The organism is Frigoribacterium faeni (genome assembly GCF_007988805.1).
Lineage (GTDB): Bacteria > Actinomycetota > Actinomycetes > Actinomycetales > Microbacteriaceae > Frigoribacterium > Frigoribacterium faeni.
On sequence record NZ_BJUV01000013.1, the window covers coordinates 78,556 to 93,225 of the forward strand.

The following is a 14,670-nucleotide window of genomic DNA, read 5'->3' on the forward strand; positions in this document are numbered from 1 at the left end:
ATCGTCGATCGCATGGCCTACGACGCGGACGACACCCGACGACGCATCCTCGCGGCGTCCACCGCCGAGTTCGCCGAGCACGGTCTGGCCGGCGCCCGGGTCGACCGCATCGCCGCCGCCGCCGGCTGCAGCAAGGAGCGCCTCTACGCGCACTTCGGCGACAAGGAGTCGCTGTTCACGGCGGTGCTCAACCACTCGTTCTCGCAGCTCGGCGAGGCCGCCTCGGTCGACTTCGCCTCCGTCGAGGACTTCGCGGTCGCGATCTTCGACCACCTCGTCGACAACCCCGAGAATCAGCGCCTGCTCGGCTGGGCCCGCCTCGAGCAGCGACACGACTGGGCAGGGTCGTTCGCCGTCCTCGAGGAGGTGCGCCGCACCTCCCTCACGCACCTCGAGCGCCTCGCACCCGCCCGCGGGTCGTGGTCCGCCGACGACCTCTTCGCCCTCGTGCTCGCCATCGCGTCGGCCTGGATGCAGCTGCCGGGGCTGCCCGCCGACCGGGCGCTCGAACCCGACGTCGGCGACCAGCGGGCGATCGTGCGCGAGGCCGTGGGGCGCCTCCTCGGGCCCTAGGCTCGCTGCGTGCTGCAGACCGTCGCGACCCGGGTGAGGTCGCTCCCGCCGATCGTCGTGGTGCTGGGTCTCTACGCTCTGTCGCGGCTCGTGTCGAGCGCCTGGCTCGGCGGACTGTTCGCCCTCGCGACCGCTCAGGGCTGGGATTTCGCCAGCTACCGCCGCGATCCGAGCTTCGCGTCGTTCTCGGGCTCGTGGGATGCCAGCTTCTACCGGACCATCGCGCAGCAGGGCTACCCGACGGAGCTGCCGCTCGACGCGGACGGGAACGTCGAGGTGAACCCGTGGGCCTTCCTGCCGGTGTTCCCGGGGCTCGTCCGGGGCGTCGCCACCGTGCTCGGCGTGGATCTCGCCGGCAACGCGTTCTTCGCGATCGGCCTGGTCGTCGCCACGATCGCCGGAGGCGGTGCGGCCGTCCTGCTGCATCGCATCGTCGCCGAGACGGTCGGCTCCGAGAGCGCCCTCTGGGCCGTCACCCTGTTCTGCTTCGGCCCGACCGCGTTCGTGCTGCAGGTCGCCTACGCCGAGAGCCTCATGCTCCTGCTCGTCTTCGCCGCGCTGCTGATGATGATCCGGCGACGCTACCTGCTGATGATCCCCTTCGGCGTCGTGGCCGCGTTCACCCGCCCCGGCGTGCTCGCCCTCGCACTCGGACTCGCCGTGACCGCCATCGTCCGACTCGTCCGAGAGGGGAGGGGGTTCAGGAGGCGCGAGCGGGTCTCGGTCGTCGTGGCCGGCCTGCTGATCTCGGCGGCGGGTCTCGCCTGGCCCCTGATCGCGGACGCCGTCACCGGGCGGTCGGGCGCGTACCTCGACACCGAGCTCTCCTGGTGGGTCGGATTCGTCGGGCGGCGGCACTTCGCTCCGCTGACGCCGTGGTTCGTCATGGCGACGACCTTCCTGGGCTGGGCGGGGGCGGTGCTGGTGGTCACGGTGCTCGCCGCGACGGCGTGGTTCCTCGGCCGGCGGTCGACCCGGGCCCTGGGGGTCGAGGTCTGGTCGTACTCGGCGGCGTACGTGCTCTACCTGGTCGCGGTCTTCCTGCCGCAGCAGAGTCTGCCGCGGCTGCTGATGCCGCTCGCACCGGTGCTCGGGCATCCGACGATCGCCGCGTCGCCGCGCCTCCGGCGGACCCTGCTCGGGCTCGGGATCGCTCTGCAGCCCGTCGCCGTGGTGCTGCTCTGGTTCGTCGGATACCCCTGAGGCGGGCCGACCCGGGGGAGTCGTCCGCGCCTCCCCGGGGCTCGCTCGCGTCTCCTCCCCAGGGCTGATCATCGTCCCGAGGGAGGCTCCGGGCCTGGCGGCGACGCAGGTCCGTCTGCTTAGAATGCTCGCCTGCCCGTACACCGTGCGGCCGTGACAGGCCCGTTCCGACCTCGGATCGGAGCCGACGTCGCCGGCCGCCGATGACCGAGAGGACCTGCGTGAGCGACAGTCGCGACCGCTCCCGGCGTGGTCGGCGTTCCGCCGCCGCACCCGCGTCGACCGACCCCGCCGCCTCGAGCTCCGGGGGTGCGGGCGTGCCGCGGTCCCGCCGATCGGCTCGTCGGGTCGACGGGTCCACGCAGGTGCGACACGGGCGGCTCTCGCGACGCGGCCCCGTCGCCGGCCTCGCCAAGCTCCTGGCCGGAGGTCTCGCCGTGCTGCTCGTCAGCGGCGCGTCGGTCGGCGCCATCGCGGCGTACCAGGTGCGCAGCGACCTCGGCGACGGCGTGTCCCTCCAGGCGGCCGAGGGTGAGACGCAGCAGGCGGCCCCGGCCTCGATCGACGCCTACGAGGGCGGCTTCAACATCCTCGTCGTCGGCACCGACAACGACGCCGACCAGGGCGACGAGTTCGGTGAGCGCGACGCGACCCTGAACGACGTCAACATCCTGCTGCACGTGTCGGCGGACCACACCAACGCGACGGCGGTGAGCATCCCGCGCGACCTCGTCGTGCCGATCCCGGCCTGCGCGCGCGAGGACGGCAGCGGCTACTACTCGGCCATGGCGGCCCGGCCCATCAACGAGGCCTACTCGTACGGCGGTCTCGGCTGCGTCGCCTCGACGGTGTCGCAGCTGACCGGCCTCGACGTGCCGTTCGCCGGGATGGTCTCGTTCAACGGCGTCATCGAGATGTCGAACGCGATCGGCGGGGTCCCGGTCTGCGCCGCCAGCCCGATCGACGACCCGTACACGGGCCTGAACATCGCCGCCGGCGAGACGACGCTCTCGGGGGCCGACGCCCTGGCGTTCCTCCGCACCCGGCACGGGGTCGGCGACGGCTCCGACCTCGGCCGGATCAGCAGCCAGCAGGTCTACCTGTCGTCGCTGCTGCGCACCATCAAGAGCGCGGACACCCTGGCCAGCCCGACGAAGCTCTACTCGCTGGCGCGTGCCGCCGCGAGCAACATGACCCTCTCCGACGGGCTCACCGACGTGACGACCATGGTGCAGATCGGGTCGGCTCTGAAGGACCTCCCGCTCGACTCGGTCAACTTCGTGCAGTACCCGGGGACCACGGGCGGCACCGGTGTCTACGCGGGCAAGGTCCAGCCCGACGAGTACGTCGCGGGCCAGCTGTTCGACGCGATCCGCGCCGACCGGCCGTTCACCATCCCCGAGGGGAGCACGGGCGTCGGCTCGGAGTCGACCGGGACGGCGACCGCTGCGCCCGGGGCCGCGGCGCCTGACACCGGGGCGGCCACGACGCCGGCCGACGGCACCGCGAGCGGTTCGGCGACGGCGCCCGCGTCGGGTTCGGGTGCGGGTTCGGGTTCGGGTTCGGGGTCGACCGAGGTGATCGACGGGCTGACCGGGCAGACGGCCGCCGACCAGACCTGCTCCGTCGCGTTCGGGGGCTGATCCGCGGGTCGCGGCCCGCGTCGCGGCCCGCGTCGTGGCGCGTGGTGCGCGGTGCGCGGTGCGGCTGCGCCCGCGTCTCGGAGCCGGTCGGCGGGCGGACCTGCGGGAGGCGACCCGTGCCTCCTCGGGAGGGATCGCCCCGGCGAGTAACCAGCTCACCGGGACGATCGGGAATCTCACACGGCGGCCCGAACCGGCACGCATGAGACCCTGCGATGCCGGGATCAGGGGACGGCACCGCAGGGCGTTGAGCGCCGTCGTCGATGACGGCAGAGTGCCCGCAGAGCGGCACCGTTCGGGAGTGTCGCTCAGGTCGGGGGGACCGGGCACGGCGACGGGTCGTGGTCGAGGCGCCCCGCCCGCAAGGGAGGGCGTGACCCGTGCTGGCGGATCGGCGGAGCCTCGGCCGTCGCCGGCGTCAAGGGGTACTCTATGTGTCCGCATATGGGGGGACAACTCGGTCTGTGACCCCAGAACGGGGGGTTCGCGGGTGATCGTCCGTCGTCGACGGGTGAGCGGGCTGCAGCGGAGTGCCCGAGATCGGCGTCGAGGAGGCGCGGTTCGGCTTCTGCCCCGAGTCCCGCTATGCTTGTCGATGCGTGTTCGCTCTGCGGCGCGTGAGGAGCCGTCGCATAGTTCGGCCTAGTGCACCACCCTGCTAAGGTGGAGTTCCCTTTGTGGGAACCGTGGGTTCAAATCCCACCGGCTCCGCTGGACCCCGTTGAGTTGTGATCTCGCCAGATCAGTTCACGGGGTCCTTCGCTTTTCCCCGCCGGTTCGCGTGGCCCGTCGTTCCGCGTGCGGCCCGAGGTTCTGGATGCGGCCCGACGTTCTGCGTGCGGCACCGCGGATGGACGCGGTCCCCTCGGCGGATCGTGGTTCCGTGCCGGAGGCACCCGGCGTGTCCTGCGTGCCCCGGGCGTGGGGCGATAGCGTCGTCCCGTGCTGATCCGACCCGCCGTCCGCGACGATGCCGAGCCGATCGCGCGCGTGCACCTCGCCGCCTGGCGGGAGGCGTACGCGCATCTCGTGCCGCTCCAGGTCCTCGCGGCGCTGTCGGTCCCTGAGCGCGCGGATCGATGGCGCGGCATCCTCGACCGGGGCGAGACCGACGTGGTCGTCGCCGTCGACGCGGTCGGCGACGTCGTCGGCTGGGCCTCGGCGAGCGACGGACGCGACGACGATGCGCCTCGGCCGCGCGAGCTCGAAGGGCTGTACGTGCTCGAGGCGTCGTACGGATCGGGAGTCGGCCAGCGCCTCCTCGAGGCCGCCGTCGGCACCGGCCCGGCGTATCTCTGGTCCGCCGCCGACAACCCGCGGGCGCTCGCCTTCTACCGCCGCAACGGCTTCGTGCCCGACGGCGCGGAGCTGCGGGTGCCGTTCGTCGACCGCGAGATCGACGCGGTGCGCCTGGTCCGCTGACGCGTCGCTCGCACGCCGCGTGGCCGGTGCTCCCTGTTGCGCCGCCCGTGCGTGGCCGCTGCGCCGTCGGTGAGACGACGATCCGCCCCGAGACCACGACCCGCCGTGGTTTCACCGCCGACGAGCGGTTCCACCCGTGCGGGCCGGGCCGAGGTGACAAGCTGGCCGCATGACGCAGGGTCGGTTGAGGGTGCTGCTCGGGGCCGCGCCCGGTGTGGGCAAGACGTACACGATGCTCGAGGAAGGCGCCCGGCTGAGGGCCGAGGGCAAGGACGTCGTGGTCGCCGTCGTCGAGACCCACGGCCGGGCGGCGACCCGCCAGATGGTCGGCGATCTCGAGGTGATCCCGCGCAGCGTGCGGACTTACCGAGGGGTCGTGCTCGACGAGCTGGACCTCGAGGCCGTGCTCCTGCGCCGACCTGAGCTCGCGCTGGTCGACGAGCTCGCGCACACGAACGCCCCCGGCTCGACGAACGAGAAGCGCTGGCACGATGTTCGGGCCCTGCTCGACGCGGGCATCGACGTCGTGTCGACGGTCAACGTGCAGCACATCGAGTCGCTCGGCGACGTCGTCGAGGAGATCACGGGTGCGCGTCAGCGCGAGACCGTGCCCGACGCGGTGCTCCGGGCCGCCGATCAGGTGGAGGTCGTCGACCTCGCCCCGCAGGCGCTCCGCGACCGGTTGGCGGCGGGCGACGTCTACCCCGCGAACCGGGTCGACGCGGCCTTGTCGAACTACTTCCGGCTCGGCAACCTCACGGCCCTCCGCGAGCTGGCGCTGCTCTGGCTCGCCGATGAGGTCGACAGCGCGCTCAAGGCCTACCGCGACGAGCACGGCATCGACAGCCATTGGGAGGCGCGCGAGCGCATCGTCGTCGCGCTCACCGGCGGGCCCGAAGGCGAGACGCTCATCCGGCGGGCCGCGCGCGTCGCCGCGAGGTCGTCGGGCGGCGAGCTGATCGCCGTGCACGTCAGCAGCCCGGACGGCCTGGCGCAGGGCGAACCCGGCGCACTCGCTGCCCAGCGCGCCCTGGTCGAGAAGGCCGGAGGCACGTACCACCAGGTCGTGGGTTCCGACGTGCCGCGCGCCCTCGTCGACTTCGCCCGGGCGTCGAACGCGTCGCAGCTCGTGATCGGGGTCAGTCGTCGCGGGCGTCTCGCCACGGCGCTCAGCGGCCCCGGCATCGGGGCGACGGTGATCCGCGAGTCGGGTCGGATCGACGTGCACATCGTCACCCACTCGGCCGCGGGCCGTCGATCGCGTCTGCCTCGGCTCGGCGGCGCCCTCTCGCCCCGGCGGGTGATCGCCGGCTTCGTGCTGGCCCTCGCGGGCGGGCCGCTGCTCACCTGGCTGCTGACGAACAACCGGACGGAGGACGGCATCGCCGGCGACGTCCTCCTCCTCCAACTGCTCGTGCTCGTCGTCGCGGTGACCGGCGGTCTCTGGCCGGCGCTGTTCGCGGGGCTGCTGTCGGGCGTCATCCTCGACGTCTACTTCATCGCCCCGATCTACAGCCTGACGATCGCGCAGCCGCTGCACCTGCTCGCCCTCGTGCTCTATCTCGTCAATGCGACGCTGGTCAGCTGGGTCGTCGACCAGGCCGCGCGGCGATCGCGGGCGGCGGCCCGCGCCCTCGCCGAGACCGAGCTGCTGGCGACGATCGCGGGCAGCGTGATCCGCGGCGAGGGGGCGCTGCAGGCGGTCATCACGCGCACCCGCGAGGCCTTCGGACTCGGCCGCGTGCGGATCGTGACCGACTCGGGCTCGGGGGAGCGGGAGCTGCAGAGCACCGGGCAGGAGGCGGCGGTCGGCCCGGTCACGCGCCTCCCGGTGGGCGACGGGACCGTCCTGGAGGTGACGGGCGACGTCACCGCGGCCGACCGGCGTCTGCTCGGCGTCGTCGCGGCGCAGGTCGAGGCCGCGCTCGAGCACTCGGAGCTCAGCCGCACCGCCGGCGAGGTCGGCCCGCTCGCCGAGGTCGACCGGATGCGCAGCGCGCTCCTCGCAGCGGTCGGTCACGATCTGCGCCGGCCCCTCGCGGCGGCGACCGCGGCCGTGAGCGGACTCCGCCAGAGCGACGTGCGCTGGAGCGACGCCGACCGCGACGAGCTGCTGTCGACCGCCCACGAGAGCCTCGACTCGCTCTCGACCCTCGTGACGAACCTGCTCGACGTCAGTCGCGTGCAGGCGGGCGCGCTGGCCGTCACCCCGGCCGACGTGGACGTCGACGAGGTCGTGATGGGCGCCCTCGACGAGCTGGGGCTCGGACCCGTCGACGTCGAGCTCTCGTTGCGGGCGACCGTGCCGCCGGTGCGGGCCGACGCGGTGCTGCTGCAGCGGGTGCTGGTGAATCTGCTAGACAACGCCCTGCGCTACTCGCCCGCCGACGAGCGGGTGAGGATCTCGTCGAGCGGCTTCGGCGGTCGCGTCGAGATCCGGGTCGTCGACCGGGGGCCCGGGGTGCCCGCCGATCGTCGGGACGAGATCATGGTCGCGTTCCAGCGGCTCGGCGACACGGACAACGCGACGGGTCTCGGGCTGGGGCTGGCCCTGAGCAAGGGCTTCGTCGAGGCGATGGGCGGCACCTTGACCCTCGACGACACCCCGGGCGGCGGGCTGACGATGGTGGTGTCGCTCGCGGCCGTCTCCGGGGCTGCGGTCGCCCCCGCCGACGAGGCGCGTTCGGCGAGCTGAGGTCCGTTCCGCCGGCTGCGCACCGGGTCTCGTTCACCGCACCGCGTCTCGTGCAACGCACCGCGTCTAGTTGCGGTGCTCTGCACGGAACGCGGTGCGCCGAGACCGGTCGGTGCGCTCGTGGGCCTGCCCCCCCGGCTGCGCACCGCGTCTCGGTCACCGCACCGCTTCTAGTTGCGGTGCGGTGCACGGAACGCGGTGCGACGCGCGCGACGACGGAGACGAGCTCAGGAGGCACGGGTCGACGCGAGCAGGACGCCCCACCGGATCCTCACGACATCCCTACGGCGATCGGCCTCGTCGCGCCCGACGGATCGGGTACGGTCGCGGGGGAGGCCCCGTGAAGATCCTGATCGCCGACGACGACCCGCAGATCCTGCGGGCGCTCAAGGTGACCCTCGGCGCCCGCGGCTACGAGATCGTCACGGCGGGCGACGGTCGCGAGGCGCTCGATCTCGCGGCGACCCAGCATCCCGACCTGGTGATGCTCGACCTCGGGATGCCGCGTCTCGACGGGGTCGAGGTCATAGCGGGGCTGCGCGGCTGGTCGACCGTGCCGATCCTCGTCGTGTCGGGCCGCACCGACGCGGCGGACAAGGTCGAGGCGCTCGACGCCGGCGCTGACGACTACGTGACCAAGCCGTTCGCCATCGAGGAGCTGCTGGCGCGCATCCGGGCGCAGACCCGGCGGCTGCCCGCGGGCGTCGACGACGAGCAGCCGGTCACGACCTTCGGCGACGTGCAGGTCGACCTCTCGGCGAAGACCGTGGTGCGCGGGGCGGGCTCCGGCTCCGGCGAGTCCATCCGCCTCACGCCGACCGAGTGGAGGATCTTCGAGCTGCTGCTGCACAGCCCCGGCAAGCTGATCACCCGCGAGACGATCCTGACCCAGGTCTGGGGTCCGTTCCATGCGAAGGACACCGGCTACCTGCGGCTCTACTTCGCGCAGCTGCGCAAGAAGCTCGAGCCGGTGCCGGCCTCGCCGCGCTACCTCGTGACCGTGCTCGGCATGGGCTACCGCTTCGTGCCCGACGGCGACGACCCCGACCCCTCGGCGTAGAACGACCCCTTCGCGCACCGCGTCACGAGATGGGCATGGCACCACGAGAAGGCCTGGTGCTGTGCCCATTCCCTGGTGCTGTGCCCACGTCCTGGTGCCGCGCGCGCAGGGGTCGAGGAGGCACGGCGCGAGTCCTAACGGAATCCCTACGGCCGTCGGCTTCACGGGACGGGCTCACGGGCTTAGCGTGAGAGCACGCGTGCCGTGTCCTGGCGGCGAGCGAGCGAGAGGCCTGCCGTGTCCACATTGTCCGAGAAGTCCGATGCAGACGCTCTCGAACCGCAGCCGACCCGTGAAGGCGGCTCGCGCCTCCGGAACTGGCTGCTCGACGGGCTCACCGAGAACTCGGGCGCCCACCAGGGTCCGCACGCCACCACCGTCGAGAAGACGCACTCGTGGTGGCGCGTGATGTGCCTGACCGGCGTCGACTACTTCTCGACCCTCGGCTATCAGCCCGCCATCGCCGCCGTCGCCGCCGGTCTGCTCTCGCCGCTCGCGACCATCGTGCTCGTCGCGCTGACCCTGCTCGGCGCGCTGCCCGTCTACCGCCGCGTGGCCCGTGAGAGCCCTCGCGGCGAGGGATCGATCGCGATGCTCGAACGGCTGCTGCCCTGGTGGGGCGGCAAGCTGTTCGTCCTCGTGCTGCTCGGCTTCGCGGCGACGGACTTCATGATCACCATCACGCTGTCGGCGGCCGACGCCACGGCGCACGCGGTCGAGAACCCGTTCACGCCCGAGTGGTTCCACGGGGCCGAGGTGCCGATCACCCTTTTCCTGGTGGCGCTGCTCGCCGCGGTCTTCCTCCGCGGGTTCAAGGAGGCGATCGGCATCGCCGTCGTGCTGGTCGGGGTCTTCCTGACCCTGAACCTCGTCGTCATCGCGGTGTCGATCTTCCATGTCGCCGAGAACCCGCTGGTCATCGGCAACTGGTGGGACGCCCTCACCGTGCAGCACGGCAATCCGCTGGTGATGGTGGGCATCGCGCTGATCGTGTTCCCGAAGCTGGCGCTGGGGCTCTCGGGGTTCGAGACCGGTGTGGCGGTCATGCCGCAGATCACCGGCGACGCGACCGACACCTCCGAGCGGCCCACCGGTCGCATCCGCGGGGCCCGTCGCCTGCTGACGACGGCGGCGCTGATCATGAGCTCGTTCCTCATCCTGTCGAGCTTCGTGACGACCCTGCTGATCCCGCAGGAGGAGTTCCAGGCCGGAGGCTCGGCGAACGGCCGCGCGCTGGCCTACCTCGCGCACGAGTACCTCGGCAACGGCTTCGGCACGCTCTACGACATCAGCACCATCTGCATCCTCTGGTTCGCCGGGGCCTCCGCGATGGCGGGCCTGCTGAACCTCGTGCCGCGTTACCTGCCCCGCTACGGCATGGCCCCGCAGTGGGCGCGCGCCGTACGGCCGCTCGTGCTCGTCTTCACCGTGGTGGCGTTCATCATCACCATCGTGTTCGACGCGGACGTCGACGCCCAGGGCGGCGCCTACGCGACGGGGGTGCTCGTGCTGATCACCAGCGCCTCCGTGGCCGTCACCCTGTCGGCTCGCCGGGCCCGTCAGCCCAAGCGCACGATCGGCTTCGGCGCGATCGCAGTGGTGTTCATCTACACGACGATCGTCAACGTGGTCGAGCGCCCGGACGGGGTGAAGATCGCCGCGATCTTCATCGTCGGCATCATGGCCGTCTCGCTCTTCTCGCGGGTACGGCGATCGTTCCAGCTGCGGGCGACGTCGATCTCGTTCGACGACACGTCGCTCGGCTACGTGCGGGAGGACGCGGACGAGTACGGCTCGATCCGCGTGATCGCCCACGAGCCGGGGCGAGAGGTCGCCGAGATCTACAAGAAGAAGCTCAGCGCCGAGCGCAAGTACAGCGGCATCCCGCAGCGCTCGCCCGTCATCTTCCTGGAGGTGCACCCGGGCGACTCGTCCGACTTCGAGGAGGACCTCGTCGTGACCGGCTGCGTCGTGCACGGCTACCGGGTGCTGCGCGTCACCAGCGGCGCCGTGCCGAACACGATCGCGTCGGTGCTGCTGGCGATCCGCGACGAGACCGGCGTCGTGCCCGACATCTACTTCGAGTGGACCGAGGGCAGCCCGCTGTCGAACATGGGCCGGTTCCTGGTGACCGGCGCCGGCGAGGTCGCCCCCGTCACCCGCGAGGTGCTGCGCCAGGCCGAGCCGCACCGCTCCCGCCGCCCCGACGTGCACGTCAGCTAGCCCGCCCTGCTCTGGCGCCCCCCTGCGCGATGAACCCCGTTTGCGAAGATGAACCACGAGAAAACGGGGTTCATCTTCGCAGACGGGGTTCATGGGCAGCGGCGGGCGCCGCCGGGGCGCGACACAGCGGCGGGCGCCGCCCGGGCGGGGTACGGGGCGGGCGCGACCGCTCAGCTTGGCCCTCGGGAGCGCGGCTCCTGTACATCTGAGAAATGACCGATCCCCGCTCCCTGCCCTACCCCCTCGGCGTCACGCCCCTGCCCGGCGGCGGCGCCCACGTCGCGGTGTACTCCGAGACCGCCGATCGCATCTGGTTCTGCCTGTTCGACGACGAGGCGGACGGCGGCGCCGAGCGCCGCTTCGAGCTCACGACGCGCACCGGTCACGTCTTCCACGACGTGATCGAGGAGGCGCAGGTCGGCTCGCGCTACGGCCTCCGTGTCGCCGGCCCCTGGGATCCCGCCAACGGCCTCCGTCACAACGAGAACAAGCTCCTGCTCGACCCCTACGCCACCGCGCTCGACGGCGGCTTCGACTGGGGTCAGGCCGTGTTCGGCCACGACATGAACGAGCCCGAGACGATGGACGAGTCCGACTCGGCCGCCGCGATGCCCCGCAACGTCATCGCCGACCGCGACTTCGACTGGGGCGACGACCAGCGTCCGCTCACGCCGATGGAGGACACCGTCGTCTACGAGGTCCACGTCAAGGGCTTCACGCAGACCCACCCCGACGTGCCCGAGGACATCCGCGGAACCTACGCCGGCATGGGCCACCCGGCCGCGATCAAGCACTTCACCGACCTCGGCGTCACGGCCGTCGAGCTGCTGCCCACGCATCAGTTCGTGCAGGACAGCCACCTCGAGGAGAAGGGCCTGCGCAACTACTGGGGCTACAACTCGATCGGCTTCTTCGCGCCGCACGACGAGTACGCGTCGAAGGCCGCGGGCACGGCGGGCGGCCAGGTCGCCGAGTTCAAGCAGATGGTCAAGAACCTGCATGCCGCGGGCCTCGAGGTCTGGATGGACGTCGTCTACAACCACACCGCCGAGGGCAACCACATGGGCCCGACGATCTCGTTCAAGGGCATCGACAACGCGGCGTACTACCGCCTGGTCGAGGGCGACGAGGGCAACTACTTCGACACCACCGGCACCGGCAACAGCCTCAACGTCAGCCACCCCGCCGCGCTCGGCCTGATCATGGACAGCCTGCGCTACTGGGTCACCGAGATGCACGTCGACGGCTTCCGCTTCGACCTCGCCACGACGCTCACGCGTCAGGGCGGTGAGGCGAGCGAGCACAGCGCGTTCCTCACGCTGATCCACCAGGACCCGGTGCTGCAGAGCGTCAAGATGATCGCCGAGCCGTGGGACACCGCCGGCTACCAGGTGGGCGGGTTCCCGGCCGACTGGTCGGAGTGGAACGGCAAGTTCCGCGACGACGTGCGCGAGTTCTGGAACGGCGAGCCCGGCGTGCTCTCGACCTTCTCCGACCGCGTGCTGGGCAGCCCCGACGTCTACGAGGCGGACCGCCGCTCGCCGCTGTCGAGCGTCAACTTCGTCACCGCGCACGACGGCTTCACGCTGGCCGACCTGACCAGCTACGCCGAGAAGCACAACGAGGAGAACGGCGAGGACAGCCAGGACGGCGAGAGCGACAACAAGTCGTTCAACGGCGGCGCCGAGGGCCCCACCGACGACCCCGCCGTCAACGAGTACCGCGACCGTCAGCGCCGCAACTTCCTGGGGACGCTCCTGGTCAGCGCCGGCGTGCCGATGATCCTCGGCGGCGACGAGATCGCCCGCAGCCAGGGCGGCAACAACAACGCCTACTGCCAGGACAGCGAGATCTCGTGGTTCGACTGGGAGCGCGCCGACCGCGACCTGCTCGCCTTCACGACCGAGCTGATCACGCTCCGTCGTGAGAACCCGGCGCTGCGCCCCGACTGGTTCCGCTACGCGCCCGAGGTGGAGAGCGACGACCACGTGCAGGTCCGTCGAGCCGACGACCACTCGTTCACCAGCGGCGACTGGCAGCAGGGCGAGAACAAGGCGATCACGTTCGTGCTCACCCACAAGGACGCCGACGCCTTCGCCTACCTCGTCAACGGCTCGACCGCGGTCGTCGAGTTCAACGTGCCCGACGCGCCCCACGGCGAGTGGGAGCTGGCCCTGTCGAGCGACCCCGACCAGCAGGTCGAGGGCGCGGTGACCACTCTGCTCGTGCGGGACGCGAGCTTCACGCTGCTGCGGAGCCGCGCCTCCTAGGCTCGGATCCCGGCCTCTGGGAGGCGCGGGGCGGGTCGTCGACGACGGCCCGCCCCGTTCTCGCGGGGCGCCGGCGAGCTTCCGAGGAGGCACGGCGCACGAGAGAGGGCCCGTCCCGCCGATCGGCGGTACGGGCCCTCTGCGAGGCGGTGCTGCGGCTCAGGCCGTCGCGAGCTCGCGTGCCGGCTCCCGCAGGAAGTCGGCGTAGGTCGGCTCGGACACGGCTGCGGCGATGCGGCCGGCGAGCGGCGCGGAGGTCAGACGACGGCGCTTGGGGTAGGCCTTGATCTGGACGGGAGCGACGCTGGACTCACGCTGGTAGAAGCTGTCGCTCGAGACGTCGACGCGACCGCGGATGTGGGCGACGAGAGCCTCGTGCGAGAGCCGGGAGAGGGTCGAGGCGCTCATCGTGCGTCCTCCGCGAAGAGGGCGGCGAGGTCGAGCGGCTGCGTCTCGGCCAGGTCGAGGACGACCTGTCCGGAGGTGGGGTTGGTGGTGGAGAGCATGTTCATCTCATTCCTGGTGTCCCTGTGGTCACCGTGAGGGGAACTGGTGGATGCACCGCCGTGAATCGGTGCGTGCTCACTCTCGCAGCGGAAATCTAGATCGTCTAGTCAGTCCGCGGGGCCGTTCGCATTGCGGATACATCTCACTCGCGTCGGCCGATCAGGGCGTCGGCGAGCCGCTCCGTCTCGACGCCGTCGACGGTCCAGGCGGCCCCGTCGAGCGACGAGATCGGGGCGATCTGACGGCCGCTCGAGACCAGCCAGAGCGCGTCGGCCTCGCGGACCCGGTCGAGGGTGAGGAGCTCGTAGGAGACCGGGATGCCCCGGGCCTCCAGCACCTCGAAGGCCGCAGCCTGAGTCGTGCCGGCCAGGATGCCCAGGTCGGTGCGAGGGGTCGTGTACCGATCGCCGAACCGCGCGATGAGCGAGGCCGAGGGCCCCTCGAGCGTGTACCCGTCGCTGCTGACGAACAGGACGTCGTCCGCGCCGCGTCGGGCCGCCTCGCGCAGCACGCTCCTGTTCACCGCGTACGAGAGGGTCTTGGCGCCCTGCAGCAGCCAGGGCGACGTCTCGGCCACGTCGTGCCGGTACCCGCGGTCGAGCGAGACGACGGCGATGCCCTCTCTCCGCTCGGGTGCCGGGTCGTCCATCACGGCCGTGCGCACCCACGCGGTCGGCGTGCCGTCGCCGCCCTCGACGCCGCGCGTGACGACGAGCTTCTGCAGGAGGAACGGGGCCGGCTCGTGCGCCGCCGCCGAGGCCAGGCAGGCGGCCCGGAACACGTCGAGGTCGAGCTCGGGCAGGTCGAGCATCGCGGCGGAGCGGGCGAGGCGCCGGAGGTGAGCCTCCAGCGCCTGCACCGCGCCGTCCACGACACCCAGACCCTCGAAGATCCCGTCGCCCCGCGTCACGCCGAGGTCGGTGACGTGCACGGTCGGCTGCTCGGGGTCGACGAGTCGGAAGCCGACGTCGTCGGGTCCGGATGAGGGAGACCCGAGCTCGGGACGGTCGATGACGACGAGGGTGGCGGCGGGGGCGGCGGGTACGGCGGGCACGGTGGTCTCCTGGGGTGGGC

At 71.8% G+C, this 14,670-nt stretch carries 10 protein-coding genes and 1 tRNA gene; 9 read left to right on the forward strand and 2 right to left on the reverse strand.

Annotated features, from left to right (window positions below; genetic code table 11):
- Positions 1-12: 12 nt before the first annotated feature.
- The 9 genes from FFA01_RS08070 to glgX all read left to right on the forward strand — a co-directional run bounded on the left by FFA01_RS08070 (position 13) and on the right by glgX (position 13,089).
- Positions 13-573 carry a TetR/AcrR family transcriptional regulator gene (locus tag FFA01_RS08070; RefSeq protein ID WP_146854788.1) on the forward strand — a complete coding sequence of 187 codons (561 nt, stop codon included), beginning with the start codon at positions 13-15 and terminating at the stop codon, positions 571-573.
- A gap of 9 nt (positions 574-582) precedes the next feature.
- The gene (locus tag FFA01_RS08075) at positions 583-1,776 is read left to right on the forward strand and encodes a hypothetical protein (protein ID WP_146854790.1); all 1,194 of its coding nucleotides are present in this window, start codon (positions 583-585) and stop codon (positions 1,774-1,776) included.
- Between the two features lie 221 nt (positions 1,777-1,997).
- The gene (locus FFA01_RS08080; RefSeq protein ID WP_244289757.1) at positions 1,998-3,419 is read left to right on the forward strand and encodes an LCP family protein; all 1,422 of its coding nucleotides are present in this window, start codon (positions 1,998-2,000) and stop codon (positions 3,417-3,419) included.
- A 621-nt stretch (positions 3,420-4,040) separates the two neighbouring features.
- A tRNA-Ser gene (locus FFA01_RS08085) sits at positions 4,041-4,130 on the forward strand.
- A gap of 231 nt (positions 4,131-4,361) precedes the next feature.
- Positions 4,362-4,841 carry a GNAT family N-acetyltransferase gene (locus FFA01_RS08090; RefSeq protein WP_146854794.1) on the forward strand — a complete coding sequence of 160 codons (480 nt, stop codon included), beginning with the start codon at positions 4,362-4,364 and terminating at the stop codon, positions 4,839-4,841.
- A 169-nt stretch (positions 4,842-5,010) separates the two neighbouring features.
- Positions 5,011-7,536: a sensor histidine kinase gene (locus FFA01_RS08095; RefSeq protein WP_146854796.1), complete on the forward strand. Its 2,526-nt coding sequence runs from the start codon at positions 5,011-5,013 to the stop codon at positions 7,534-7,536.
- 340 nt (positions 7,537-7,876) lie between these two features.
- On the forward strand, positions 7,877-8,596 hold the full coding sequence (locus FFA01_RS08100; protein ID WP_146854798.1) for a response regulator: 720 nt from the start codon (positions 7,877-7,879) through the stop codon (positions 8,594-8,596).
- A 237-nt stretch (positions 8,597-8,833) separates the two neighbouring features.
- Positions 8,834-10,819, forward strand: a complete 1,986-nt coding sequence (locus FFA01_RS08105) for an APC family permease (RefSeq protein ID WP_371859189.1) — start codon at positions 8,834-8,836, stop codon at positions 10,817-10,819.
- Positions 10,820-11,031: 212 nt separating this feature from the next.
- Positions 11,032-13,089: a glycogen debranching protein GlgX gene (gene glgX / locus FFA01_RS08110; RefSeq protein WP_146854800.1), complete on the forward strand. Its 2,058-nt coding sequence runs from the start codon at positions 11,032-11,034 to the stop codon at positions 13,087-13,089.
- A gap of 159 nt (positions 13,090-13,248) precedes the next feature.
- Here glgX and FFA01_RS08115 read toward each other — a convergent pair whose 3' ends face one another.
- Complete coding sequence (locus FFA01_RS08115) at positions 13,249-13,497, reverse strand: hypothetical protein (RefSeq protein ID WP_146854803.1); 249 nt, start codon at positions 13,495-13,497, stop codon at positions 13,249-13,251.
- 241 nt (positions 13,498-13,738) lie between these two features.
- The coding region (locus FFA01_RS08120) for an aminodeoxychorismate lyase (RefSeq protein WP_307725043.1) at positions 13,739-14,670 on the reverse strand (932 nt) is incomplete at its 5' end.